Below are 25,720 nucleotides of genomic sequence, written 5' to 3' on the forward strand. Positions count from 1 at the left end.
ACGGGCGTAAAATCGCTCATGGGTCATGCGGGTTAAAGGTGAATAAAGGGAGGTCAGATTACAGGGTCTTTGAGGATCGGCAGTTCCATTTGCAGGCCGCGCACGTCGTCGTAGAGGCCCTGCCAGAGCCAAACGCCCGGCGCCCATTCCACACACAGTCGCTGCGCGAGCGCCTTTTCGTGCACCCGCGCCCGGAGGCTGACCAGATAAGGCTGAAGCGCGCGGTAGTCGCCGTGAAAGGCTCGGCCCTGACGCCGGATGCGTTCGAGCACGGCCTCGCGCACGCCCGCCCGCCCCGGCGGATCGTACGGAACGACTATGGGAACCGCATCGTCCTCGATGAGCCGGTAGGCTTGCGCCACGCCTTCGAAGCGTAGACCTGCCCACTTTTCGAGAATGTTTTCTTCATCGAGCGCTTCGCGCATCGCGTCGTAGAGCATTCGGAAATACTTCAGAGGAAGGGCAGGGTCGTCGAGGTCGGGCGGGGGATCGGCGGCGAGGAGGGTGCGCGTGACGCCGGTCCCGGTCTGATAGGCCCCCGGCGGAAGCCCCCCCTTCTCGGGCGTGAAGATCACCACGCGACCGGCGTCGAGCCTGCCCTCGCGGTTGCATCGACCGGCGGCCTGAATGATGCGATCGAGAGGGCCAAGGGCGCGAAGCACGAGGGGGAAGTCGAGGTCCACGCCGGCTTCGACGACCTGGGTGGAGACGAGACGCACGGGCCGCCGCTCGGCCAGACGCCGCCGCACCTCGGCGAGCACCACGCGCCGGTGTGCGCCGCAGAGAAGCGTCGAGAGGTGGAGCGCGTCGCGCCCCGCCACGGCGTCCATGAGCGCCATTGCGTCCCGGATGGTGTTCAGCACCGCCATGGCCCGATCTTCCTCGAAGAGCGTCTCCGCCACCCGCGCCCAGGGCCACGGCTCGCGCACGTCGATCTCATAGCGCACCCGTCGCAGGCGCTCGAAAGCCCATGCGGGATCGGGCAGGATCTCGCGGACGTGCGAGAGGCCCGGAAAGTCGATACGCGCCTGAAGGGCAGGCTGCGTGGCCGTACTCAGCACGAGGGTCACGCCATAGACCTCCACCAGATGCTCCAGCGCTTCGAGGGTCGGGCGCAACAGCCGCGGCGGAAGGGTCTGCACCTCGTCGAGGATGATCACACTTCCGACAATATTGTGGAGCTTTCGGCACCGGGAATTGCGGTTGGCGAAGAGACTCTCCAGAAGCTGCACGGTTGTCGTCACGATGATGGGAGCTTCCCAGTTCTCCGCCGCCAGGCGCGTCCATCGCTCCGCCGCCGTCTCCCTTCCCGGCTGCTCTTTCCCATTCACGGCGCTGTGATGTTCGAGCACGACCTCCGCTCCGAAGATGTCTCGATACACGTCGGCATTTTGCTCGATGATGCTCGTGTACGGCAGCGCCACGATGATGCGGCGCTTCTCATGCGTGCGTGCATGCCGGAGCGCAAAGGCCATCCCCGAACGGGTCTTTCCCGCCCCCGTGGGGGCCGTGAGCGCGAAGATGCCGGGCGCGTCGTCGGCGCGCGCCAGGCACGCCTCGTACACCGCCCGCCGCACTTCGTTGACCGGGCCCGTTTTCCCGGCCATCAAGGCTCGTTGTTTAGCCTCGAATCGCGACCAGAGTGCCCCCAGACCTGTTCGCACGCCCCGGACCGAAGCCTTCTCCGGCTGAAAATGCCGTTCGGTGTCGAGGCAGTCGGCATCGACGAGGGCGCTGTGCATCATCCTCAGCCAGAACGCCAGACGCCGGGCCTTTGCCTTCGGGTCATCGGATTGCACGAATGGCGGAACTTCCCCGCGCGCGATCTCGGGCGGAAGGCCGTTCAGCAACTCCTCCGCCAGCTTCCGGGCCTCCCGTACACGCGGTTCGCCCTCTTTCCGTTCGATGCGCTCTCGCAGTTTTTCCCGGTCCGAGAGGCCGCCGTGATGTCCCGCCACGTTGAAGGCAAGCGGAGGGTCCACCCGGTTGGCCTCGAGCATCCCCGCGCTCGAATGATCCGGCCCGCGGGCCGCGTCCGTTTCACCGCGCAGATAGGCCTGCACGTCGGGGGCGCACTTGCCCGCATCATGCCACCAGCCCAGCCACGCCCCGAACCGCTCGCATCCGTACGCTCCGGCAAACCGGGCCGCGAGTTCGGCGACGTTCTTCAAATGATCGTACAGCGACTGCGGCGCGCCGTCTTCCCCGGCAGAATGCGCAATCAGGGTTTCGAGGGTGGGTTTCTTCATGCGTTATGGTTGTTTTCGTCCGTGTCCCATCGCGCCGGATTCTCGGCGACGTACCGGCGGAGGGCGCGCCACGCGCGTTCGTTCCGCACGATGTGATCATGGTAATTGCGTTGCCACACCGGCGCGCCGGGCGTGCCGCGCATCCGGTTGATGCGTTTCGTGGCCGCCGATTTGAACCCGGCGATGAACGAGCCCAACGATTTCGGCGGCAGACCCGGATGTAGGGGCGACCGGCCGGTCGCCCCTACCCCATCGGTCGCCCCGACCCATACGTCCATGCGATATCCATGCGGGTTGGTGTAATCGACGTCTGGATCGGCGTCCGGCGGCACAATCCCAACGAGGCCGTGAACGTGATTGGGCATGACAACCCACACGTCCAACCGAACCTCGGTGCGGATCTCGGCAGACCGGATCCATTCTTCCGCCGCAATCCGACCGGCCGCATTGAGACGCATCTCCCCGTCGATCACCCGGCCGAACAGGCAAGCCCGATCGTGGGTGCAAAGGGTGACGAAATAGACGCCCGCCCGCGCATAATCGTATCCCTGCAACCGCATGCTCCGGCGGTGACGGCGTTTGGGATGAAGGTTCATTTTTCCTTTCGTTTGTTGGGACAACCGTAGTAGGGACGACCGGCCGGACGCCCCACCCTACCGGTCGCCTGACCCTCGGCTGGTCGTTCCTACCGACCGTCCTGTTTTTCGACGGCCCCGACATCCTTGTATATCGCCGCCATTCGCCGGGCTTCGCGGGCGACGCGGTGGCGCAGCACGGGCGGACCAATGACCTCCGCCTCGCCGCCGTACGAAAGCACCCACCGCGCCACGTCGGCCAGCCCCTCGACCTCCATATGCAGGTCGAGCGAGCCGTCCGCGCGGGTGAACATCATCTGGCTCGGGTGCCACTGTTCTTCCCGGATCCACCGCGCCTGATAGGGAGAGAAGCGGATGCATACGGGCACAGCCCGCTCGCCCCGGTGCATGCCGAACGCCGGCCCGAGGTATGCGTCGAGGTCGAAGCTTTCGTCCCGAGCGAACACCTCGTCACGCACCTCGAGTGCCCGTATCCGGTCAAGGCGGAAGTCGCGCATGGCCCGGCGGAGACGACAATATGCGATCAGATAGCCGTGTCCCTGATAGAAGAGGAGGTGATACGGCTCCACCTCGCGCGCTCGTTCTTCGGCGCTGCTGTTCGAGAAATAGCGCATCCAGACCACGCGCTGTTCTTCGACGGCCTGCGAGAGTGTTTCGAGAAAAGGCAACGGCGTCCGCGGCTGTGGTCCCGCTTCGAAGCGGATCATTCGAGAGAGCGTCTCCGGCTCCACACGAACCGTCGGTGGAAGCACCTCGGCCAGACGCAGCGCCGCCGCTTCGAGCAGACGCGCATGAGGCGCGTCGCCGAGCGCCTCCAGCGCCTGCGAGGCCACCAGAAAGGCGGCCCACTCCGTGCGACGCAACGTCACCAGCGGGAGGTTGCCGTAGGGCTCGGTCAACACGTATGTGCCCCGACGTCGGTCAAACGTCAGCGGCACGCCGATCTGTCGCAGGTACTCGATGTCGCTGGCGATGGTGCGCGGGCTGACCTGTAGCTCCTCGGAGGCCAGCTTCTGCGTCAGCTTTCGGCCCGAACGCAACCATTCGACGAGACGTTGCAAACGCCATAGCTGCGGGCCGTTGGGCGGATGCCCATGTGGTTTCGAAGCTTCCATATAGGTCCCCTCACTCGGTACAACGGACACGGACTATATACTTCAAACACTTTGCAATCCGACTTCATAACCTCCCCTTTGAAATATTTTTTCTTCGAGATGAGAAGCCCTTTCCCCGGATCCCTCCCGACGTGAAAAAAATCCTCCGGTCGCGCCGAAATCATCCGTTGCTCCCCGAGCCTGCCCGCATGTTTTCCCCCTCGAAAATCGTGCTCCGCTCTCCCTTCTTCCCCTGAATGCGCCCCGCGCTTCCGTCCCAACTTTCAAGCGTTTAGCCTTTCAGTAACCAGCCCACGTCGGACGATGTACGAAATCCATCTCAGCAACCAGCAACTCGTGCTCCCCATCTCGAATCCCTGGGTCGCCCTGAGCGCCGTGCTTTGTCGCCTCCGCCTGGATAAACGCACCGACATGCCCTCGCGGCGGAGCCTGCTCGACCAGCTCACCCGGAAAGGCTCGGTCTCGCTGACCAACGACGCCGAGACCATCGAAATCGTCCGATGCGACTGATCCTCCTTCACCACAGCCGAGCCGCGCCATGAACGAGCCCCCGGACCCCGAAAATGATCCGCCGGAGAAGCGCTTCGTCACCGCGCTCGTCTTTGTCTGCGAAACCCGGCTCGGCAAGCATTACCTGTTCCTGAACTGACACCGCAACCGCTCTCCCGACTTCCCGGGCGTCGTCTCTCTCTTCGAGGGGCGACGCCTTTTCTTTTCTCCGAAGGGCGCGGGGTAAGTCAATCGACCATGAAGCGCGGCAGCGCGAGCGCCAGCCCAAAGACGAGGATCGCCAGTGCGAAGAACACTCCGCCCACGATTGCGTCGTGCTCGAGCCCGCCCAGCCTGCCGAGCATATAGGCCCAGTCGTGCGTGACCCCGTCGCCGCCGAGCAGCGGAAGCCGCCGAGCGCGGGCATCGGCGGCGTACACACTGACGTTGATCAGATTTTGTCCGAGCCAGAACAGCATGACCTGGGCGCCGAACCGATATGCGTTCCGGAGAAAATGCCCCACGAGTGTGAGCGGAAGGAGGATCTGCAGGAGCGTGCCCCCGGCCATCCGGAGGAAGGGGCCGAAGGGGGCAAAGAACACGTGCCCCGCTTCGTGGACGACCAGATCGGCGGCGTCCAGAAAGGTGTAAGCGCCGCGCGTGCACGCGAAATACACGCAGAGCGGAACGAGCACCGCCGAGCCAATCCACGGCTTGAGGACGGCGGCGCATCGGCTCCGGAACGAAGATGAGGCGACGTCAGCTTCCACGGGGCGTGTGTCTGGAGGAGCAGGCTGCTCTTTCGGGAATCGGCGCGAAGGGGGACGGCTCAACTCCATGCACGCCCCTTCGAGCCGAAATACGTAGTTTCTTCGCACAGCTCCGGACCCGTTTGACGTAAATTCATGCGCGAACACCCGCTTTCGGCGCCGGACGGGAAACCGTTCCTCCGGACGCGGCGTGTCATCCTTTCGATGCTGAACTTCCGAGCACCTTCATGCGCCGACGCACGACAGCCCCGCAGACGACGATGCCCCGGTGACCTTCGCGCGGATGCAGCCTCCACGCTCCGTCGAAGCACGATGGGGCTTTTTTTATTTCCCGCCCCGCTCGCATCGAACCGGCCCGCGGCGCAGACGATACGCATTGACCCCTGACTTCAGGCTCCATGGCAGACACCATTAAACTCACCTTCCCCGACGGCTCCGTGAAGGAGTTCCCCCGCGGCGTCACCGGGCGCGAGGTGGCCCAGAGCATCTCGCCCGGACTGGCGCGGCAGGCGCTGGCCGTCGGCGTCAACGGCGAGGTGCGCGACCTCAGCCGTCCCATCGAAGAGGACGCCGAGATCCGCATCTATACCTGGCGCGATCCCGAGGGCCGGGCCACGTACTGGCATTCGACCGCCCACCTCATGGCCGAGGCCCTCGAAGCCCTCTATCCGGGCGTCAAGTTCGGCATCGGCCCGCCCATCGAGCACGGCTTTTATTACGACGTCGACCTCGGCGATCGGAAGATCGGGCCGGAGGACCTCGAGAAGATCGAGGCCAAAATGAAAGCGCTCGCCAAACGGGACGTCCCGTACGAGCGGAAGCCGGTCTCGAAGGAAGAGGCGCTCGCGTATTTCTCCGAGAAAGGCGACGAGTACAAGCTCGAGCTCATCTCCGAACTCGAAGACGGGACCATCACGCTCTACCGGCAGGGCGCGTTCATCGACCTGTGCCGGGGGCCGCACGTGCCCTCAACGGGGGTGATCAAATACCCGAAGCTCCTCAACATTGCCGGGGCGTACTGGCGCGGCGACGAAAAGCGCCCGCAACTGACGCGCATCTACGGCATCAGCTTTCCCAAAAAGAAAGAGCTCGACGAATACCTCGAACGGCTCGAAATGGCCCGCCAACGCGATCACCGCAAACTGGGCCGCGAGCTCGAACTGTTCACCTTCAGCCGGAAAGTGGGCGCGGGGCTCCCGCTGTGGCTGCCCAGAGGCGCCACGCTCCGCGAGACGCTCATCAACTTCCTCAAGCAAGAGCAGCTCCGGCGCGGCTATCAGCCCGTGGTCACCCCCCACATCGGACGGCTCGAACTCTACAAGACGAGCGGGCATTATCCCTATTACAAGGACAGCCAGTTCCCGCCCATGATGGACGACGAGGAGGAAGGCTACCTCCTCAAGCCGATGAACTGCCCGCATCACACCCAGATCTACGACGCCCGCCCGCGTTCGTACCGCGAACTTCCGGTGCGCCTGGCCGAGTTCGGCACGGTCTACCGGTACGAGCAGTCCGGCGAGCTCTCCGGGCTGACGCGCGTGCGCAGCTTCACCGTCGACGACGCGCACATCTTCTGCCTCCCCGGGCAGGTCAAGGACGAATTCAAGGACGTGATCGACCTGACGCTCTTCGTCTTCGGCGCGCTTGGCTTCTCCGACTTCAAGGCGCAGATCTCCCTGCGTGATCCGGAGAACAAGGAAAAGTACGTGGGCGACGATGCGCAGTGGGACGCCGCCGAGAACGCCATCCGCGAAGCCGCCGCCGAGATGGGCCTCGACGCCGTCGAAGAGAAGGGCGAGGCGGCCTTCTACGGGCCGAAGCTCGACTTCATGGTCAAGGACGCGCTGGGCCGCGAATGGCAGCTCGGCACCGTCCAGCTCGACTACAACCTGCCCGAGCGCTTCGACCTGTCGTACGTGGGCGAAGACAACCGGAAACACCGCCCCGTCATGATTCACCGCGCCCCCTTCGGCTCGCTCGAACGGTTCATCGGCGTGCTCATCGAACACACGGGCGGCAACTTCCCGACGTGGCTCGCGCCGGTGCAGGTGGCCGTCTTGCCGGTCGGGCAGGACTTCGAGGCATACGCCCGCCGGGTGACGGAGCAGCTCAAGGAAGCGGGCATCCGCGCCGAGGCGGACCTGCGCAACGAGAAGGTCGGATACAAGATCCGCAGCGCCGAGGTGATGAAGGTCCCGTACATGCTCATCGTGGGCGCGCGCGAAGAGGCCGCCGGCGCCGTCGCCGTGCGGCGACACGGGCAGGGCGACCAGGGCACGGAGCCGCTCGAAACCTTCCTCAGCCGCATCCGTGAAGAGGTCGACGAAGCGATGCGTCCCCGCGTTTTCGCCTCGTAACCCTCTCCCGAGTCGCGGAGCCTTTTTCAAAAAACCCGCTCCCGCCGCGCCAGGAATAGGCAAAGTCTTTTTTTTACATTAACTTTTTCGTCCATACGCGCCGTTCCGGCACGCATCGAACGTTCTCAACAACAAAAACGGTAGAAGAGCCATCGCTACGAAAAGGGTACGTATCAACGAACAGATCCGGGCGCCGCAGGTGCGCGTGGTCGATCCGAAAGGCAAGCACGGCATTTACGATCGGGATGAAGCCCTTCGGATGGCGCGCGAGCAGGACCTCGACCTCGTCGAGATCGCTCCGGGCGCTACCCCGCCGGTCTGCAAGATCATGGACTACGGGAAGTTCCGGTATGAACAGCAGAAGAAGGAGAAAGAGCAGCGGAAGAAGTCTCACACGGTTGAGATGAAGGAGATCCGCTTTGGACCGCACACCGACAAACACGATTTCGACTTCAAAACGAAGCACGCGCGCACGTTCCTCGAACAGGGGCACAAGGTCCGCGCCTACGTGCAGTTCCGGGGCCGGAACATCATCTACAAGGATCACGGCATGGACATCCTCCGCCGCTTCATCGAAGAGCTGTCCGACCTGGCCAAGATCGACCAGGCCCCGCGCATGGAAGGACGCCGGATGACCACCATCCTCGCGCCGCTCAAGAAAAAAGTCTGACGGCACGAGCGACTTCCCGGGCGGGCGCGACTTCACCGGAAATTCCCGCCTTCGTCCCCGAAGGAGTCGTCCTTTATCTTGCGTGCCGACGCCGATAATGCTAATTTGGCAGGCTCAATGCTGCCTGTCGGAGAGGGGATCCAGCGATGGAACACCTCTCTTTTTTCATGGTATGAGCACGACTTCGCCCGCTGCCGGGTGTGAATGTATTGGACCAGAGGTGTCGATATGCCCAAGATGAAAAGCAACAGCGGCGCAAAGAAGCGGTTTAAGCTGACCGGCTCGGGCCGCCTTCGTCGCAAAAAGGCTTACCACAGCCACATCCTGACCAAGAAATCTCCCAAGCGGAAACGTCATCTGCGGGAGAGCACCCTCGTCGACGTGAAGGACGAGAAGCGCATGAAGCGCTTGCTCGGAATCTGACCGGCGGCGCACGTTTCCGAGGGGATCGGAAACCGACGGGGTCACACGTATTTCTGAGAGCATAATCCAGCACAGGTAACCTAACCATGCCACGCGCAAAGAATAGAGTCGCCTCCCGCCGTCGTCGCAAGAAAGTCTTGCAGATGGCCAAGGGCTATTGGGGACGCCGGAGCAAGATCTACACGGTCGCCAAGCATGCCGTGGAGAAAGCGCTCCAGTATCAGTACCGGGATCGTCGCGCGCGCAAGCGCCAGTTCCGCCGCCTGTGGATCACGCGCATCAATGCGGCGGCGCGGCTCAACGGCACCACGTACTCGAAGCTGATGGGCGCACTCGGCAAGGCCGACATCGCGCTCAACCGCAAGGTGCTCGCGGATCTGGCCGTGCACGACCCGAAAGCCTTCGCCAAAGTCGTGGAACGCGTCCGCTCATGAGCCTGCTTCCCCGCACCCGATTTACCACCGGCACGTCCCTGCTTCGCATGTAGACAGCGGCGCCGGTCGGTCTGTGTTCGCGCGCCCGTCGCGCCAACGTCCCGCCCCTGTCCGCAGGCCCGGCGGGATTTTTTTTGTCCCGGCGGAGGCGTCCTCCCCTACCGTGGCCTCCCAAACGATACTGACCATGTCCGACCTTTTCGACGAACTCCGGCGCGCCATCGAAGCGGAGCCGCTCGACACCGAGGAAGCCATCGACCGCTTCCGCATCCGGTACCTGAGCCGGAAACAGGGGCGCATCACCGAGTTGCTCAAGCAGATCCCGACCGTCGCGCCGGAGGAACGCAAAGCCTTCGGCCAACGGGTGAACCGGCTCAAGAAGCTGGTCGAAGCGCGCATCGAGGCGGCCCGGGAACGCCTGCGCCGGAGCCGGACCGCGGCCCGCCCGGAGATCGACCTGACGTTGCCCGGGCGCCGACCCCTCCCCGGCTCCACGCACCCGCTGACCCAGACGCTCGAAGACATCAAGCGCGTCTTCACGAGCTACGGCTTTTCCATCGCCGAAGGCCCCGAGATCGAGGACGACTGGCACAACTTCACGGCCCTCAACTTCCCGCCCGACCACCCGGCGCGGGACATGCAGGACACGTTCTTCCTCGAACCGCCCGAACGCGAGCACGGGGGCATCCTCCTGCGCACGCACACTTCGCCGGTGCAGATCCGCATCATGGAGTCGGAGCCGCCGCCGTACCGCGTCATCGTGCCGGGGCGCGTGTACCGGAACGAGGCGATCTCGTACAAATCGTACTGCCTGTTCCATCAGGTCGAGGGGCTGTGCGTGGACGAGGGCATCACGCTCGGCGACCTCAAACAGATCCTTCACGCCTTCGCCCGCGCCATGTTCGGCGAGGACGTGAAGATGCGCTTCCGCCCGAGCTTTTTCCCCTTCACCGAGCCGAGCGCCGAGGTGGACATCTGGTGGCCCGACCCCGCCCTCCCGAGCGGCGGCAAGTGGCTCGAGATCCTCGGCTGCGGCATGGTCGATCCCAACGTCTTCGAAGCCGTCGGCGTCGACCCGGAGCGGTACACCGGGTACGCCTTCGGCATGGGCATCGAGCGCATCGCCATGCTCCGGTACGACATCGGCGACATCCGAACGTTTTACGAGAACGACGTCCGGTTTCTGGCGCAGTTCTGATCGACCAGGCTCAGCCTCCGGCGCGAGCGCGCCCCCTGGACGGACCTCTCTTTTACCCTGCCCCTTATTTCCATGAAAATCAGCTATTCCTGGCTTAAAGATTACGTCGATCATGACCTCTCCCCGGAGGCGCTGGCCGAGCGACTGACCATGAGCGGGTTGGAGGTCGAGAGCGTGGAGACGACCGGCGCGGCGCTCGAGGGCGTCGTCGTCGGAGAAGTGCTCGAAGTCCACCCCCATCCGAATGCGGACCGGCTGACCGTGTGCCGCGTGGACGTGGGCGCGGGCGAGCCGGTGCCGATCGTCTGCGGCGCGCCCAACGTGGCGGCGGGGCAGAAGGCGCCCGTGGCCACCGTCGGCGCGCGATTGCCGAACCCCGACAACCCCGAGAAGCCCTTCAAAATCAAGAAGGCGAAGATGCGCGGCGAGGTGTCGATGGGGATGATCTGCGCCGAGGACGAACTCGGTCTCTCGGACGATCACTCGGGCATCATGGTCCTCCCGGACGACGCCCCGGTCGGCGCGTCGTTCACCGAATACCTCGAACGGGCGGGACTGGGCGGACGCGACGCCGTGCTCGACGTCGCCATCACGCCGAACCGGCCCGACGCCGTCAGCCACATCGGCGTGGCGCGCGACGTGGCGGCGCTCACGCGGAAGCCGCTCCGCCGTCCCGAGGTGCGCGTGCCCGAACCCGGCGGCGAGGCGGCCCGGCACTTCTCCGTCGAGATCAAAGCGCCGGAAGGATGCGGGCGGTACGTGGGCATGCTCGTGCGCGGCGTCACGATCAAAGAGTCGCCCGCATGGCTCAAACGGCGGCTCGAAGCCGTCGGGCTCCGCCCCCGGAACAACGTGGTCGACATCACGAACTACGTCATGTACGAGTGCGGGCAGCCGCTCCACGCCTTCGACTTCGACCGGATCGCCGGGCCGAAGATCATCGTCCGGTTCACTCAGAAGGAGCAGCCCTTCGTCACGCTCGACGACAAAGAGCGGATGCTTCCGCCGCGCACGCTCATGATCGCCGACGCCGAGCGTGACGTGGCCATCGCGGGCGTGATGGGCGGGCAGAACTCGGAGGTGACCGAGGAGACGACGAACGTGCTCATCGAGAGCGCGTACTTCGACCCGTCTACGATCCGAAAGACGGCGAAGGCGCTTCAGCTTCAGACCGACGCCTCATACCGCTTCGAGCGGGGCGTGGACCCGGAGGGGCAGGCCTGGGCCGCCGCGCGCGCCGCCGAACTGATGGCCGAACTGGCCGGCGGCGAGATCGTGCCCGGCATGGTGGACGCGCATCCGCGCCCCGTCCCGCGTCGGACGGTCGCGCTTCGCCTGGCTCGCCTCCCGCGCATCCTCGGCGTCGACGTGCCGAAAGGCGAAGTGATCCGGCTCCTGACGGCCATCGGCTTCGAGGTCGAGGATCGGTCCGAGCCCTGGGCGCCGTCGAACCTCTCGGAGATCGCTCGGACCTTCGGCCTCGAACTGCCCGAGCACCGCATCGAGGACGTGATGGAAGCGCTCGGCGTGGTCAAGGACGAGACCGACCTCGGCGTGCTTGCCTGCACCGTGCCCTCGTTCCGCCCCGACGTTACGCGAGAGATCGACGTCATCGAGGAGGTGGGCCGGCTCTTCGGCTTCGAAAAGATCCCGGAGCCGACGCATTCGCGGCTGCCCAATTTCACTCCGCACGAGGAGCCGGTGCACACGCTCCGCCGCCGCGCCCTGGCCCTGATCAGCAGCCACGGCTTCCGGGAGATCTATACGAACAGCATGCTCCGCAAAGAAACCGCCGAACGGTTCCTCGCGCCGGCGCTCTTCGGATGGACGGACGTCGAGGGCATCGTCGAGACGATGAACCCGATCTCGCAGGAGATGGCCGCGCTCCGCCCGAGCCTGCTCCCGGGCATGCTTCAGGTGATGGCCCACAACCGGAACCACGGGCAGCGCGTGCTTCGCTTCATGGAGTTCGGCCACGTCTACTTCCGCGCGGCGCGCGGCACGTACGTCCCCGGCTATCGCGAGCACGAGGCGTTCCTCATGGGCATGAGCGGGCCGCGCGGGGCCGCCGCCTGGGATGCGGCTCCGCCTCCGGCGGATTTCTTCGACCTCAAGGGCGAGGTGGAGGCCCTCCTCGACGCGCTTCGCATCCCCGACGTGACGATGACGCCCGCACACACTGCGACGCCGCTCACGGCGTATCACGTCGAGGTGCATGGCGGCGGCGAGCGCCTCGGCGTCGTCGCCCGGCTCTCCGACGAGCCGGCGGAAGCGTACGACCTCAAGGAGCCCGTCTTCTTCGCCGAACTCAACTGGCGTTCGCTCGTGCGGCTGGCCGCCCCGCATCTGCGGGTGCAGTACGCCGAGGTGAGCCGCTTCCCCGTCGTCGAACGCGACCTCGCCGTCCTCGTGGAGCGTGACCGGCCCGTCGGCCCGATGCTCGACACCATCCGCGCGGCGGGCGGGCGGCTCCTTCGAGACGCAACCGTCTTCGACCTCTACGAAGGCGAGCGCATCGGTCCGGGGCGGAAGAGCGTAGCCTTCGCGCTCCGGTTCGGCGCGGATCGCACGCTCACCGACGCCGAAGTGGACCGGCGCATCGCCGCCATCGTCGAGCGGTTGAAAAAAGAACACGGGGCCGAACTCCGGCAATAGCAGTATATTGGGCGTGGACCCGCAACCACCGAACCCGAACGACCCATGAACGACCGTCCGCACCGTGAGGCCCCGCAGGACCGCCCGCTTCGTCGGGACACCGCCGACGCGCCGCCCGATGAACCCGAGCAGAAGCGAAGGAAGCACGTGCCCCTCAAGAGCGCCAAGTCGCTCGAACGCCTGCGCGCGCGGGTGGAAGAGGCGGCGCGGGAACTGGAGCGCCTGCGGGAAGAAAACCGGCGATTGACGCGGCGCATCGAAGAGCTCGAAGGGCGCCCGGCGGGCCGTCCCATCGGGCATCAAGAGGACCCGGAGGCGCTCGCCCGCAAGATCAAGGGGTTCATCCGCACCATCGACCGGTACCTCGAAACCGAAGAGGACGAGCACTGACCCCCGGGCCGGTCGCTCCTTTGTGCATCCCTTTCCCGAACGGACCATGGAAAAGTCGATCCGCATACGCCTGCTGGAGCGTGAGTACGCCTTGCGCGTCGCGCCGGAACACGAGGAACACACCCGCGCCTACGCCGCCTACGTCGACCGCAAGCTCAAAGCCTTCCGTACGGCCCACCCCGATCAGACCGAGACGACGGCGGCGCTCATCACGGCGCTCGCCCTGGCCGAGGAGCTTTTTGCCGCGCGGGAAGAGATCGAGGCGCTCCGCCGGGCCACCGAGGATGAGATCGTCGCGCTCGAACGGCGCCTCGGCTCGGCGCTCGCGACGCCGTGATCTCCGGCTCCCGCCCCCCCGACCCGGGCCTTCGAGCCCGCCCGGCGAGAAAGAAAATCCTGCGAATGCTTGACTAACCTCCCCCCATCGGTTATATATTCCATCAAGGTACGACCCCGCAGCGAACGCATAAGTAAGAACCTAACAGCTTTACTTAGGGAGCCATCCTTCAGGTTTGGACAACAGGCCGCATCCCCGTTTCCCCGGGGTTTTTCCTTCACGGAAAGCCGCGGAAGTAGCGAAGAACCTGAGCGGCGCCCACCGTGATATGAAGGAGGTTCTTCATATCCCTTCGTTGCAGGTTGGTACGAACGCCTATAGGCATCGCCCCGGTAAGGCTGCCGGCTCCGTTCCGGAACCTATCGGGGCGTTTTTTATTTGTGTACTATTCCTGACGCGCTCGGCGGCAGGGGAGCCGCCTGCCGCATCCTACCGGCGCACGCTCGCCGCCGCCATCCGAGCCCGTCGCTACCCCTAGAGACCAAACGACTATGGACGTATACGCCGTCGTCTTCGGCGCCGTCGTTGTGGTCGTGCTTGGCATCGCCATTGGAATTGTTTTAGATAGATTCCTCCTCAAACGGCTGGGCCTCAACCAACTTGCGCAGGCGAAAGAAAAGGCCGAGCGACTGCTGGCCGACGCTGAACAAGAAGTCGAGAAACTCCGCTTCGAGCGTGTTGAAAAAGTCGAGGCCGATCTGGCCCGCCGGGAAGAGCTCCTGGCTGAGGAAACGGCAGAAGCCAGGCGCGTCCTGCGGCGCTCGAAAGAAAAACTTGAACACAGGCAGGAGAAACTCAACCGCCGCGCTCAAAAGGTCAACGAGCGGGAAAACCTGATCCACAAGGCGCTCGACACGGTCGAGGCCCTGCGCAAGGAAGCCGAGCAGATCCGCCTCAAAGCCGACCTGATCCACAGCAAAGCCACGGCGATCTCGCAGGAGGCGCAAGGGCGCTTCGAGGACGTCGTGCAGCGCGAACAAAAGGTCAAGCGCCTCGAAGAAGAGCTCGAACGCGATCGTGCGGAACTGGCCCGGATGCGCGACGAGCAGATCCGCAAGCTCGAACAGACTTCGGGAATGACCCGGGAGGAGGCCCGCCAGGCGCTCATCGAGCAAGTTCGCGACGAGGCCCGGCTCGAAGCCGCCTCTCACATCAAAGAGATCCGCGACGAAGCCAGGCTCCGGGCCAACCGTGAGGCCCGCAAGATCATCCTGACGGCCATCCAGCGCACTGCCGCCGGCCACGCCATCGAGAACACCGTCTCCGTCGTCAACATCCAGTCGGATGAGATGAAGGGGCGCATCATCGGACGCGAAGGGCGCAACATCCGCGCCTTCGAGGCCGCCACCGGCATCGAGGTCATCGTCGACGACACGCCGGAGGCCGTCATCCTCTCGGGCTTCAACCCGGTCCGCCGCGAGATTGCCCGCATCGCCCTGACGCGCCTCATCCAGGACGGGCGCATCCATCCGGCGCGCATCGAAGAGATCGTCGAGAAGACGCGCTCGGAGATGGAAGAGGAACTGATCGAGACGGGCGAGCGGACGGTCATCGACCTGAACCTGCACGGCATCCATCCGGAACTGATCCGGCTCATCGGACGCATGCGCTATCGGACGAGCTACGGGCAAAACCTCCTCGCGCACTCCATCGAGACGGCCCGCATCGCCTCGCTCATGGCCGCCGAGCTTGACCTCGACGCCGCCCAGGCGCGTCGCGCCGGTCTCCTTCACGACATCGGGAAGGTGGTCGAGGAAGAGATCGAGAGCCCGCACGCCATCGTCGGGATGGAGTTGTGCCGGAAGTACAAGGAGCACGAGGTCGTGTGCAACGCCGTCGGTGCGCACCACGATGAGATCGAGATGACGTCGCTCATCGCGCCCCTGGTGCAGGCCGCCGACGCCATCTCCGGCGCACGCCCCGGCGCCAGGCGCGAGGCGCTCGAAGCCTATATCAAACGCCTCGAAAAGCTCGAAGCCCTGGCGGCCTCCTTCAAAGGCGTCGAGCGCGTCTTCGCCATTCAGGCGGGCCGCGAGATCCGCGTGCTCGTCAACCACGACCTCGTCTCGGACGCGCACGCCGAACAGTTGGCCATGGACATCTCGAAGAAGATTCAGGACGAGATGCAATATCCCGGACAGATCAAGGTGACCGTCATCCGGGAGGTGCGCTCCGTCTCTTATGCGAAATAGCCCGCCCACGTCATGACCCTTCGCCTGTCGTTGCTCGCGCTCGCCGCCCTCCTCACTGCCGGGTGCGGCGAGCGCCCCGATGCCCCCGCGCGCCCCGATGCCCCCGCGCCCCACAACACGCTCACGGAAGCGGAACGCGCCGAGGGCTGGCGGCTCCTCTTCGACGGCGCGACCACGAACGGCTGGCGCGGCTATAACCGCCCCGACTTCCCCGCCGACCGGTGGACCGTCGCCTCGGGCGCGCTGACCTCCCTCCCGTCCGACTCATCCGGCGCTTCCGCCGACCTCGTGACGGAGGAAACCTTCGAAAACTTCGACCTGCGCTTCGATTTCAAGGTCTCGCCCGGGGGCAACAGCGGCGTCTTCTATCTCGTCCGCGAAGCGCCGGGCCGGGCGATGTGGGAGGTCGCCCCCGAGTATCAGATCCTCGATGATTCGGCCTACCTCGCCCGGGGGACGATGGACATGCGCAAGCACCTCACCGGCGACAATTACGACCTTCACGCTTCGTCCGTGCATGCGATCCGGCCCGTCGGCACGTGGAACCAGGGCCGGGTCGTCGTCCGGGACGGCCGCGTCGAACACTGGCTGAACGGGCAACGCACCGTCGCCTACGAACTGTGGTCGCCCGAATGGGAGGCGCTCGTAGCCCGGAGCAAGTTCGCCGATCACCCGGCCTATGGACGAGCGCACGAAGGACACATCGGCCTTCAGGATCACGGAAGCCGCATCTGGTTCCGCAACGTCAAGATCCGCTCGTTCTGAGTGAAGCTCAAAAAGACGGTCGGTGGTCGTCGCCCCTTCTCGCCTGCGGTCGCGTCAATGGGCTCGCTGCGGTCGCATCCGGCGCACGCACATCCTCCATCCCCCCGCGCACGCCCTCCGCAACGACCGGAACGTGGGTCCCCCCCCTTCCAAGATCCGGTGAATACCCTGGCCCCTCCGGGTGCGTCTCCCGAAACCCGGAACTCTGGATCGGCTCTTGCTTCAAACCTATTCCTACGCGGAATGTCATCCCGGTTGGCATCCGTATCCACCGCAGAGTCACCCCCTCAATCTTATGCTCGGTACGATCGGTCAACTGCTCATTTTGACGGCCTTCGTAGCCTGCGGGCTGGCGGGCTTCGCTTTTCTTCAGGCAACGCGACTCGAAGACGCCTCTTCCGACTGGAAACGCATCGGGCGCGCCGCATGGGGCGTCATGCTCGCTTCCTCCCTCTTCGCCTTCGGCCTCCTGATGTGGCTGTCGGTGACCCATCAGTTCCAGTATGCCTACGTCTACGAGAACACATCGCTGGCGCTACCGCTGCAATATCTGATCTCGGCCACGTGGGCGGGTCAGGAAGGCTCCTTCCTCCTCTGGATCATCCTCAACGGCATCGCCGGCACGGCGCTCATCCTGTGGGCGCGGGAATACGAAGCGCCCACCATGACCGTTGTGGCGTTCTCCCAGGTCTTCCTCATCACCATGATCGTCGGCTTGAAGGTCGGTTCGCTCACCGTCGGAGCCTCTCCCTTCATCACACTCGCCGAAAAGTTTCCCGACGCGCCCATGCTCCAGGCGGGGCTCATCCCGAAGGATGGACAGGGGCTAAACGATCTTTTGCAAAACTACTGGATGGTGATCCATCCGCCGACGCTCTTCTCCGGCTTCGCGGCCATGATGGTCCCGTTCGCCTTCGCCGTGACGGCGCTGTGGAAAAAGAAATACACGGAATGGGTGCGCCCTGCGCTGCCGTGGACGCTCGTCGCGCTCATGCTCCTCGGCGTCGGCATCGCGATGGGCGGATACTGGGCGTACGTGACGCTCTCGTTCGGCGGATACTGGGCCTGGGATCCCGTCGAGAACTCCTCGCTCGTGCCCTGGCTCGTGGGGGTGGCGGGCCTCCACACCATGATTATCCAGAAGAGAAGCGGATCGAGCCAGAAGGCGGCGCTCTTCCTGACCATCCTTGCCTATCTGCTCGTCATCTACTCGACCTTTCTGACCCGAAGCGGCATCCTCGGCGACATTTCCGTCCACTCGTTCGTGGATCTCGGCCTGTACAACCAGTTGCTTCTGTGGATCGTGACGCTGGCGGTGGTCGGGTTCGGGCTCTTCGCCTACCGGTTCCGCGAGCTCCCCACGCCGAAGCAGGAGCCGAACCTGCTCTCGCGTGAGTTCATGACCTTCTCCGGCGCCATGCTGATCTGCGCCGTGGCCGCCGTCGTGCTCATCGGCACGAGCGCCCCCATCCTCGGCCGCATCTTCCGGGACAGCCCCTCGAGTGTGCCCCTGGCGTTCTACAACAAGTGGACCCTGCCTCTGAGCATCGCTTTCCTGTTTCTCGCCGGGCTCGGACAGCTTTTCTGGTGGAATAAGATGAGCGTCGAGAACGTCAATCGGGTGCTGCTCAAGCCGATGATCCTCTCCGTGGTGAGCACCGTCGCGGTGCTCCTGTTCACGCCTTTCGTGGAGGAGACGACGCGGCTGGGCGGCGCGGCAGCCCCCTCTTCGATGACACAGGCGGGGCTCGGGGGCAGCCTCGGCAGTGCCTGGGCCGCCTATGGACCGGGGCTCCTGTTGCTCCTGCTCGTCTTCGTAGCCTTCTTCTCGCTCTACGGCAACAGCTTCGTGCTCTGGCGCATTGCCCGGGGAAACCCGCGCCTGGCCGGCGGCGCGTTCACCCACGTCGGCTTCGCCGTGATGGTGCTCGGCGTGGTGGCCTCCAGCGGCTTCAGCAAGGGCCTCGGCGTCGACCCGGGCGGGCAGGGACGGAAAAACTTCGTCATCGACCGTGGACAGACGGTGGCCGTCGACGGCTACCGGGTCTCGTACACCGGACACACCGTCAGCGAGGACGGCCGCCCCGCCTACATCCTCGACGTAAGGGATCCGAAAGGCCGCTCCTTCACGGTGAAGCCCGTGGCCTATCAGAGCAACCGGAAACAGTGGATTCAGCACCCGGACGTGCGCCTGGGCTTCATGAAGGACCTCTTCGTGGCCGTCTCGCCGAGCGCCATGTTCGACACGCAGAGCGCGCCCAACAGCGTCACGCTGGCCCGGGGGGACTCCACCCTCCTCGACGACGGCGCCTACGTGCTCCGCTTCGTCGCGTTCGACCTGGGCGCGGGGGAGACGCACAAGACGCCGGAGACGGCGGTGGCCGTGGGCGCGGTGCTCACCCTCACCGAACGCGCCACCGGAGAGACCCGGACGCTCACGCCCGTCTATGTGGTGAACGAGGACGGAAGCGTCCGCTTCGTGCCGGCGGAAGCGCCGGAATGGGGCATCTCCCTGGCCTTCACCAACATGGACGTCAACTCCGGAAAGATCGACATCGGCCTCGAAGGCGCAACCGCTCCGACGGAAGACTGGCTGGTGGTGCAGGCCTATGAGAAGCCGCTCATCAACTTCGTCTGGCTCGGCATCATTCTGCTCTCCATCGGGTTCGGAATGGCCGCTTACCGCCGGGCCGGGGACCTCCGCCACAGCCGCGCCCGCCGCTCCTAACCGGCGGTTCTGAGCGGATCATCCCGCCGCACGACCGGCCGCGCCGTCCGGCGTTATCTTCCCCGCATGAGGCATTTTCTGCCCATGCGCCATGCCGGCCGGGCCTCCGGAGCCCCCCTGGCGCGCCGCTTCCCCTCGCCACGGACTCCTTTTCCCCTGCGATCCCGGCTTTCTTCCGTCTTATGCCCACCTTCACCGCTTTCGGCCTGTTGCTTGCTCTATGGGGGGCCGCCCCGGTTCAGCCCTTCTGTGAACGTGCGGAGCGGGTCCGGAAAGCAGTACGTATTCGATGACGAGAAAGGCGCCCAAAGAGCAGACGATCCCCCGCCCCTCAAGCAGGAACGGGGAGGATGCAGTAGAGCACACGTCCGGTTCCCCCCGGACGTTGCCGGACGCGCGCCTGCGCTTCATGCAGCGTCTCGCCGGGGCCGTCTTCTCCGGCGCCTCAGAGGACGCAATCATCCGGCTCGCGGTCGACCTCATCAGCGTGTATTTCCCGGGATCCCGGACCGCCTATTTCGCGCTCGAGCCCCCGGCGACGCTGCGCCTCCTCCACGCCGCCGGCGAGGCCCCGGCGCCTCCCGCGACGGGCCGTCCCCTCGACCTGAGCCTTTTCCCCGGACCTCTCCAAACGCTGCGCTCGGGCCGCCTGCTGATCCTCCCCGACACGAGCGACGCGTCCGACCTGACCCGACTTGCCCGAAGCCTCACCGGCAGTGACGCACGGGCGCTCCTTGCGGCTCCCGTGCATCATGAAGACGACCTGATCGGCTTCCTGAGCATCGATGCGCCCGCTCCGGAAGCCTGGTCCGATGACGCCCGGGAACTCCTCCGGGAAACCACCGCCTTTCTCACCTTGCCCCTTCACGATGCCCGTCTCCGCGCCCGGCACGAACAGGCTCTGAGCCACCTCCGGGAGAGTGAGGCTCGTTTCCAGGCGCTCGTCGAAGCCTCCTTCGAGGGCATTGCGGTGAACGTGAACGGGCGGATCGTCGAAGCCAACCGGGCGCTGGCCAACCTGTTCGGCTACGATTCCGAGCAAGACATGATCGGCCTCACGGCTGCCGACCTTCTCGCGCCGGAATCGGTAGAAGAGGCCTTCGAAAACATCCGCGCAGGCATCGAGACGAATCTAGAGTACGTAGGCCGCCGCCGCGACGGCGCTCTTTTCCCCCTTGAAGTCACCGGGAAAAACGTCTGGTTTCAGGGGCAAAAGGCCCGCGTGACGGGCTTCCGCGACCTCACGGCAATCAAGCGCCGGGAAGAAGAGCACGCCCGCCTGCTCGAACAAACCCAGCACGCGCTCGACAAGACCGACCGTCTCTACCACATCAGCCGGTCGCTCGTCAATTTCAAGAACCTCCCCGAAGTCTTTCAGGCGATCGTGAGCGGTCTGGCGCATGTCCTCCCCGCCGACCGCGTCCGGCTCGTCACCATCGATCACGAAGCGCGCGCCATCGTCAAGGCTGCCGAGAGCGCGCCCGACGTCCCCCCCCTCGACGCCCTCACGTTCGACGACCTCATGCAGGGACTGACCGGGCAGGCGCTTCGTACGCTCCAGCCCGGCCGTCTTCTCTGCGAAACCCCCGACCCCACCGGCGCCCTCGACGAGGAAACCCGCGCCCAACGGGATTGCGGGTCCATGATCGTCGTGCCGCTTCACTACCAGGATCAGCCGCTCGGCGTCCTTACCGCCACAAACGGCTTCGACCGGAGAAGCTTCACCGCGCTCGACGTGGCGCTGATGATGGCCATTGCCAACCAGGCCGCCATCACCCTCGAGAATGCCCGTCTGTTCGAAAGACAGGTTCAGCAGGCCCGCGAGTTCGCGGACTTCTCTACCCGGCTCAAACAGCTGCACCACCTCAACACCAGTGCCTTTCCGGATCACGAAGCGCTTCTCCAGGCGTATCTGGTCGCGGGAAGCCGAATCTTTGACATGGATCTCGGCGTCATCAGCCGAATCGAAGGAGAGATGTGTACGCTGCTGGCCGTCCATCCCCCGGATGATCCGGAGCTTTCGGCGCACCAGGTCCTCTCTCTCAAGGATACCATTTGCCGCCATGTGGTCGAAAAGCGGGGCGCCGTGGCCCGGCTGAATCGCGGTGGAGACGCGTCGCCGAACGCGCTGCCCGATGCGGATCCGGCCTGTTTCCTGAGCGCTCCCCTCTGGATCGACGGCGAGATCTACGGCTCCCTGTGCTTTGCCCGACGGAACCGGCGCGAACGGGCCTTTGCCTCGCACGACTTTGAGATCCTGGAACTGATGGCGGAGAGTCTCTCCCGGTACATCGCGCTCCATCGCAAGGAACAGGAGCGCTTGCAGGCCGAGGAAGAACTGCAGCGATACGCCGAGGACCTCGAACTCGCCAAACAGACGCTGGAGGATCAGGCGGCCGACCTGGCCGAAACGGTCCGCGCGCTCGAAGAGGCCCGGGTGGAAGCGGAGAAAGCGACCCGCGCCAAGAGCGTCTTCCTCGCGAACATGAGCCACGAGATACGCACGCCCATGAACGGCGTGATCGGGATGATCGAGCTTTTGCGGGAGACCCACCTGACGGTCGAACAGGAACAGTTTATCGAAACCATTCATGCCAGCGGCGAGACGCTCCTCACACTGATCAACGATATTCTCGACCTCTCCAAGATCGAAGCCGAGCGGATCGAGCTTGAGACGGCCCCCTTGCAGGTGCGCACGCTCGTCGAGGAAGCGCTGGACGTAGTGGCCGTACGGGCGGCTGAAAAAGGACTGGCGCTGGCCTATCATCTCGCTCCGGACGTGCCCGCCGCCATCCTCGGAGACCGGGCACGGCTTCGCCAGATCCTGATCAACCTCCTCGGCAATGCAGTCAAGTTCACCGACGCGGGCGAGGTGACCCTTTCCGTAGGCGTCCTCGAGACCGACCCGGAGACGGCCCGCCTCCACTTCTCCGTACGCGACACCGGCATCGGCATCAAGCCCGAGCGGCTCGAACACATCTTCGACGCCTTCACCCAGGCGGACACCTCCACCACGCGCAAATACGGAGGCACGGGCCTCGGCCTGGCGATCTCGAAACGGCTGAGCGAGGTGATGAACGGCGCACTCTGGGCCGAAAGCGAGGCGGGCCTCGGCTCGACGTTCCACGTCACGGTCGCCCTTCAGCCCGTCGCGCACGAGGCGCCGCCCCGCCCCCGCTTCGACGGACGAACGGTGCTCATCGTCGACGCCCACGAACCGACGCGGCGGATGCTCCGCGAACAGCTTGCAGACTGCGGGCTGCGCCTCGTGGAAGCCTCCTCCGGAGCCGAAGCCATTCGAAAGACCCGCGACACGAAGCTTGACTTCGCCTTCATCGACGCCGGCCTCCCGGACATGCCCGGCTCCACCCTCACCCAGATCCTCTCCGAACAGACTTCCGGAGAGTTGTCCTTCGCCTTCCTGCACCTGATCGGCCGGCCGATCCCGCCCGCCACACCGCCCCCCCTCCTGCAGATCCTCAAACCCGCCCGCCAGGCCAAACTCTTCGAAGCCCTCGCGCAGGCCTGGCGCTCCCCCACCGGCGCGACCGCCCCGAAGAACGCTGTCGTTCCCGAACGGATGGACCTCGACCCGAGCCTCCGCATCCTCGTCGCCGAAGACAACCCGACCAACCAGATCGTCGCCCGCCGGATGCTCAAGCGTCTCGGCTACGAGATCACCCTCGCGCAAAACGGCCGAGAGGCCATCGAAGCACTCGAACGCGCCCACTTCGACGTGGTGCTGATGGATGTGCAGATGCCTGAGATGGACGGCGTAGAGGCCACACGGCACATCCGCAAGCGCTTTGCCCCGGGCCGCTGCCCGCGCATCATTGCGCTGACGGCCAACGCCCTCCAGAGCGACCGCCAGTTTTGCCTCGACGCGGGTATGGACGACTACCTCACCAAGCCTTTCCGGCTCGACACGCTCTCCGACGCGCTCCGTCGCTGCGCCCGTACCGCTCCCCCGCCCGAGACGCCCGATCCCGGAGCCGATACGCCCGAGCCGGCGAACCACTCCCCCGAAGATCCCGCGATCGACTCGGAAGTCTTTGCGGACCTTTGCCGGATGCTCGGCGAAGACGATGACCAGTTCCTCAAGGATCTCATCACCGAGTTCCTCACCGATACCCGACGGCTCCTGTCCTCCCTTCACGAGGCCATCGATGCGAGCGACGGGAAGGCGCTTCAGCACACGGCGCATACGATGAAATCGAGCAGCGCGATGTTCGGAGCGCTCGAATACTCGAAGATCTGCGCCGCACTCGAAGCGCTCGGGGAGTCCGGCACCTACGAAGGGGCGCGCGAGATGGCCGTCCGCCTCGAAGGGCTCTTCGTCCGCATGCGACGCACCCTGGAGCAAGCCATCCCCTGAGCTACGGCCAGGCCGTCGGCGCTCCCATCGCCTCCGTCTCGACGGCGGCTTCGGTTTCCGCGTCTTGCTTTTCTGCGGAGCCCTGCCGGAGAAGCCCGTCGGCGGCTCGTCTCCGACGAACCTCTTCTCGCCACGCCTCGTCGAGGAAGGCATAGTCGCGAGCCTGAAGGGCTTCGTCGCCGAAGAGGATGGCGTGGAAGCCGTAATCGACGGGCGAGAGGTTGGCGCGGGGGGCGCTGCTCATGTTGAACAGCCCGGTGCGCGACATGCCCATCCGGAACTCTCCGTGGAGTTGCCCGAGCACGCAGCATGCGCCGTCCGCGAGCGTCAGCGTCTCGGGGTCGATGCGGCGGCTCCAGTCGGGATCGACGTCGTCGAGGTAGGCCGCGCCCCGGGCCGCGCGTTCGCGCGCCCACGCCCTCGTGACGCGCCGCGCGCGCCGGGCCGCCCTCCATCGTTGCATGCGTGCTCTCACGGTTCCCTCGTCGTTTGGTGATCGGCCCGCCCGTTCGATGGCGGGCGCGCCTTCAGAGGCATACCCTCCCGGACGGAGCCGTGTTTCCCCCGGGATCCCCACCCCCCTTCCCCACGTTGACTTCGCGGTCTTCTCCGGCCCCACGAACCAGCGCCCCGCGGGAACGACCCTCCCGAGCCCAGGGATCGCAACGGCCCGGACGAGCCGCCGCTCCCCCTTGCGAACCTCCCCTCCGAATGAACGCCGCCGCCACACCCGACCTCGTGAAACGTTTGTCTCGACGCTCCTGCTTCGCGCTGCTCGTGCTCCTGGCCGGGTGCGCCGGTCCGAAGGCCGACGAATTCGACCTCGCCGCCACCCCGTGGGCGGACATCGAAGCGGCGGCGCGGGGGCAAACCGTCAACCTCGTGATGTGGACCGGCGATCCGTACATCAACGCCTACGTGCGCGGGTACGTCGCGCCCGAGGTCCGCGACCGGTACGGCGTCACGCTCAACGTCAGTTCGGGACAGGGCAATCAGCTCGTGTCCATGCTCATGACCGAGCAAGAGGCGGGCAAGCCCGTGAGCGAGTTCGACATGATGTGGATCAACGGCGAGACGTTCTACCAACTCCGGCAGATCGACGCGCTCTTCGGACCGTTCACGGACCATCTCCCGAACGCCCGATACATCGACTTCGAGAACCCTTTCATCGGCATCGACTTTCAGCAGCGGGTCGATGGCTACGAGATGCCGTGGGGCAACGTTCAGTTCATCCTCATCTATGACGGCGCGCGCGTGAGCGAGCCGCCCCGCGACCGGGAGGCACTGGCGGCGTGGGTGAAGGCGCATCCGGGCCGCTTCACCTTCGACACCTCGTTCGCCGGCATGACGTTTCTCAAGGCCCTGCTCATCGACTTCGCCGGCGGTCCGGAAGCGCTCGCCGGACCGTTCGACGCCGCGCGGTACGAGCCGGCCGCCGCGAAGCTGTGGGCATACGTCAACGCCATCAAACCGTATCTCTGGAAGAACGGCGAGACCTTTCCGAGCGGCGTGGCGCAGCTCCACCAGCTCTTCACCTCCGGCGAGATCGACTTCACCATGAGCAACAACGACGGCGAGGTGGACAACAAGGTCCTTCAGGGCCTTTTTCCGGAGACGACCCGCGCATACGTGCCCGACTTCGGCTCCATTCAAAACTCACACTACATGGGCATCGTGAAGACGGCGCCGCACAAGGCGGGCGCGCTGGTGGTGTGTAACTTTTTGATCTCTCCGGAAGCCCAACTCCGCAAGCTCGACCCACAGGTCTGGGGCGACGGCACGGTGCTCGACGTGGACCGCCTGCCGCCCCGGTGGCGGGAACGGTTCCGCCACGTGCCCACCCGCCGCTTTGCCCCGAGACGCGCCGACATTGAGGAACGGGCGCTCATGGAGCTGGCTCCCGAGTACATGATTCGGCTCTATGAGGACTTCCGGACCGAAGTGATCGAGAAGAGATGAAGCACCCGCACCTCGAGG

The 25,720-nt window shown here is 65.3% G+C and carries 19 protein-coding genes; 14 read left to right on the forward strand and 5 right to left on the reverse strand.

Features of this window, described 5'->3' with window-relative positions; all coding sequences use genetic code 11:
* Positions 1-53: 53 nt before the first annotated feature.
* The 3 genes from cas3 to AC1HIY_RS15770 all read right to left on the reverse strand — a co-directional run bounded on the left by cas3 (position 54) and on the right by AC1HIY_RS15770 (position 3,906).
* Positions 54-2,249 (reverse strand): CRISPR-associated helicase Cas3', encoded by a 2,196-nt coding sequence (cas3, locus tag AC1HIY_RS15760; protein WP_479577760.1) that lies wholly within the window; start codon positions 2,247-2,249, stop codon positions 54-56.
* A complete protein-coding gene (locus AC1HIY_RS15765) occupies positions 2,246-2,845 on the reverse strand; it encodes a transposase (RefSeq protein ID WP_479577761.1) in 600 nt (199 codons plus the stop codon). Before AC1HIY_RS15765 ends, cas3 begins: the two co-directional genes overlap by 4 nt.
* Before the next feature lie 89 nt (positions 2,846-2,934).
* Complete coding sequence (locus AC1HIY_RS15770) at positions 2,935-3,906, reverse strand: helix-turn-helix transcriptional regulator (protein ID WP_479577762.1); 972 nt, start codon at positions 3,904-3,906, stop codon at positions 2,935-2,937.
* 357 nt (positions 3,907-4,263) lie between these two features.
* Here AC1HIY_RS15770 and AC1HIY_RS15775 point away from each other — a divergent pair, with 357 nt between their 5' ends.
* Positions 4,264-4,470 carry a hypothetical protein gene (locus AC1HIY_RS15775; RefSeq protein WP_479577763.1) on the forward strand — a complete coding sequence of 69 codons (207 nt, stop codon included), beginning with the start codon at positions 4,264-4,266 and terminating at the stop codon, positions 4,468-4,470.
* Between the two features lie 227 nt (positions 4,471-4,697).
* On the opposite strand, the gene AC1HIY_RS15780 is transcribed toward AC1HIY_RS15775, so the two are convergent.
* Positions 4,698-5,219 (reverse strand): hypothetical protein, encoded by a 522-nt coding sequence (locus tag AC1HIY_RS15780; RefSeq protein WP_479577764.1) that lies wholly within the window; start codon positions 5,217-5,219, stop codon positions 4,698-4,700.
* Between the two features lie 398 nt (positions 5,220-5,617).
* Between AC1HIY_RS15780 and thrS the strand changes: the two genes are divergently transcribed.
* From thrS to AC1HIY_RS15840, 12 genes are all read left to right on the forward strand, one after another.
* Positions 5,618-7,576 carry a threonine--tRNA ligase gene (gene thrS, locus AC1HIY_RS15785; protein WP_479577765.1) on the forward strand — a complete coding sequence of 653 codons (1,959 nt, stop codon included), beginning with the start codon at positions 5,618-5,620 and terminating at the stop codon, positions 7,574-7,576.
* Between the two features lie 172 nt (positions 7,577-7,748).
* Positions 7,749-8,246: a translation initiation factor IF-3 gene (gene infC / locus AC1HIY_RS15790; protein WP_479577789.1), complete on the forward strand. Its 498-nt coding sequence runs from the start codon at positions 7,749-7,751 to the stop codon at positions 8,244-8,246.
* A gap of 228 nt (positions 8,247-8,474) precedes the next feature.
* Complete coding sequence (gene rpmI, locus AC1HIY_RS15795) at positions 8,475-8,669, forward strand: 50S ribosomal protein L35 (RefSeq protein ID WP_456428794.1); 195 nt, start codon at positions 8,475-8,477, stop codon at positions 8,667-8,669.
* Positions 8,670-8,755: 86 nt separating this feature from the next.
* Positions 8,756-9,103 carry a 50S ribosomal protein L20 gene (gene rplT, locus AC1HIY_RS15800; protein WP_479577766.1) on the forward strand — a complete coding sequence of 116 codons (348 nt, stop codon included), beginning with the start codon at positions 8,756-8,758 and terminating at the stop codon, positions 9,101-9,103.
* A gap of 187 nt (positions 9,104-9,290) precedes the next feature.
* Positions 9,291-10,301, forward strand: coding sequence for a phenylalanine--tRNA ligase subunit alpha (pheS, locus tag AC1HIY_RS15805; RefSeq protein WP_479577767.1), 1,011 nt, complete (start codon positions 9,291-9,293; stop codon positions 10,299-10,301).
* Positions 10,302-10,373: 72 nt separating this feature from the next.
* Positions 10,374-12,956: a phenylalanine--tRNA ligase subunit beta gene (pheT, locus tag AC1HIY_RS15810; RefSeq protein WP_479577768.1), complete on the forward strand. Its 2,583-nt coding sequence runs from the start codon at positions 10,374-10,376 to the stop codon at positions 12,954-12,956.
* A gap of 45 nt (positions 12,957-13,001) precedes the next feature.
* A complete protein-coding gene (locus AC1HIY_RS15815; RefSeq protein ID WP_479577769.1) occupies positions 13,002-13,346 on the forward strand; it encodes a hypothetical protein in 345 nt (114 codons plus the stop codon).
* A 46-nt stretch (positions 13,347-13,392) separates the two neighbouring features.
* Positions 13,393-13,683 carry a cell division protein ZapA gene (locus AC1HIY_RS15820; RefSeq protein WP_479577770.1) on the forward strand — a complete coding sequence of 97 codons (291 nt, stop codon included), beginning with the start codon at positions 13,393-13,395 and terminating at the stop codon, positions 13,681-13,683.
* A gap of 491 nt (positions 13,684-14,174) precedes the next feature.
* Complete coding sequence (rny, locus tag AC1HIY_RS15825; protein ID WP_479577771.1) at positions 14,175-15,875, forward strand: ribonuclease Y; 1,701 nt, start codon at positions 14,175-14,177, stop codon at positions 15,873-15,875.
* A 12-nt stretch (positions 15,876-15,887) separates the two neighbouring features.
* Positions 15,888-16,640: a 3-keto-disaccharide hydrolase gene (locus AC1HIY_RS15830; protein ID WP_479577772.1), complete on the forward strand. Its 753-nt coding sequence runs from the start codon at positions 15,888-15,890 to the stop codon at positions 16,638-16,640.
* 295 nt (positions 16,641-16,935) lie between these two features.
* The gene (locus tag AC1HIY_RS15835) at positions 16,936-19,368 is read left to right on the forward strand and encodes a heme lyase CcmF/NrfE family subunit (RefSeq protein WP_479577773.1); all 2,433 of its coding nucleotides are present in this window, start codon (positions 16,936-16,938) and stop codon (positions 19,366-19,368) included.
* Positions 19,369-19,777: 409 nt separating this feature from the next.
* Positions 19,778-23,743: a response regulator gene (locus tag AC1HIY_RS15840; RefSeq protein WP_479577774.1), complete on the forward strand. Its 3,966-nt coding sequence runs from the start codon at positions 19,778-19,780 to the stop codon at positions 23,741-23,743.
* Between the two features lies 1 nt (position 23,744).
* On the opposite strand, the gene AC1HIY_RS15845 is transcribed toward AC1HIY_RS15840, so the two are convergent.
* Complete coding sequence (locus AC1HIY_RS15845) at positions 23,745-24,206, reverse strand: hypothetical protein (protein WP_479577775.1); 462 nt, start codon at positions 24,204-24,206, stop codon at positions 23,745-23,747.
* A 284-nt stretch (positions 24,207-24,490) separates the two neighbouring features.
* On the opposite strand from AC1HIY_RS15845, the gene AC1HIY_RS15850 reads away from it, so the two are divergent.
* Positions 24,491-25,702 (forward strand): ABC transporter substrate-binding protein, encoded by a 1,212-nt coding sequence (locus AC1HIY_RS15850; protein WP_479577776.1) that lies wholly within the window; start codon positions 24,491-24,493, stop codon positions 25,700-25,702.
* Positions 25,703-25,720: the final 18 nt, after the last annotated feature.

It is taken from the genome of Rhodocaloribacter sp. (genome assembly GCF_056451265.1).

Excerpts from the sequence above, each read along its gene's own strand:
- AC1HIY_RS15845 (WP_479577775.1), bottom strand. The coding sequence starts at position 24,206 with ATGCAACGATGGAGGGCGGCCCGGCGCGCGCGGCGCGTCACGAGGGCG.
- AC1HIY_RS15765 (WP_479577761.1), bottom strand. The coding sequence starts at position 2,845 with ATGAACCTTCATCCCAAACGCCGTCACCGCCGGAGCATGCGGTTGCAG.
- AC1HIY_RS15820 (WP_479577770.1), top strand. The coding sequence starts at position 13,393 with ATGGAAAAGTCGATCCGCATACGCCTGCTGGAGCGTGAGTACGCCTTG.
- thrS (WP_479577765.1), top strand. The coding sequence starts at position 5,618 with ATGGCAGACACCATTAAACTCACCTTCCCCGACGGCTCCGTGAAGGAG.
- AC1HIY_RS15840 (WP_479577774.1), top strand. The coding sequence starts at position 19,778 with ATGCAGCGTCTCGCCGGGGCCGTCTTCTCCGGCGCCTCAGAGGACGCA.
- pheT (WP_479577768.1), top strand. The coding sequence starts at position 10,374 with ATGAAAATCAGCTATTCCTGGCTTAAAGATTACGTCGATCATGACCTC.
- rny (WP_479577771.1), top strand. The coding sequence starts at position 14,175 with ATGGACGTATACGCCGTCGTCTTCGGCGCCGTCGTTGTGGTCGTGCTT.
- AC1HIY_RS15830 (WP_479577772.1), top strand. The coding sequence starts at position 15,888 with ATGACCCTTCGCCTGTCGTTGCTCGCGCTCGCCGCCCTCCTCACTGCC.
- cas3 (WP_479577760.1), bottom strand. The coding sequence starts at position 2,249 with ATGAAGAAACCCACCCTCGAAACCCTGATTGCGCATTCTGCCGGGGAA.
- AC1HIY_RS15775 (WP_479577763.1), top strand. The coding sequence starts at position 4,264 with ATGTACGAAATCCATCTCAGCAACCAGCAACTCGTGCTCCCCATCTCG.
- rpmI (WP_456428794.1), top strand. The coding sequence starts at position 8,475 with ATGCCCAAGATGAAAAGCAACAGCGGCGCAAAGAAGCGGTTTAAGCTG.
- pheS (WP_479577767.1), top strand. The coding sequence starts at position 9,291 with ATGTCCGACCTTTTCGACGAACTCCGGCGCGCCATCGAAGCGGAGCCG.
- rplT (WP_479577766.1), top strand. The coding sequence starts at position 8,756 with ATGCCACGCGCAAAGAATAGAGTCGCCTCCCGCCGTCGTCGCAAGAAA.
- AC1HIY_RS15835 (WP_479577773.1), top strand. The coding sequence starts at position 16,936 with ATGCTCGGTACGATCGGTCAACTGCTCATTTTGACGGCCTTCGTAGCC.
- AC1HIY_RS15815 (WP_479577769.1), top strand. The coding sequence starts at position 13,002 with ATGAACGACCGTCCGCACCGTGAGGCCCCGCAGGACCGCCCGCTTCGT.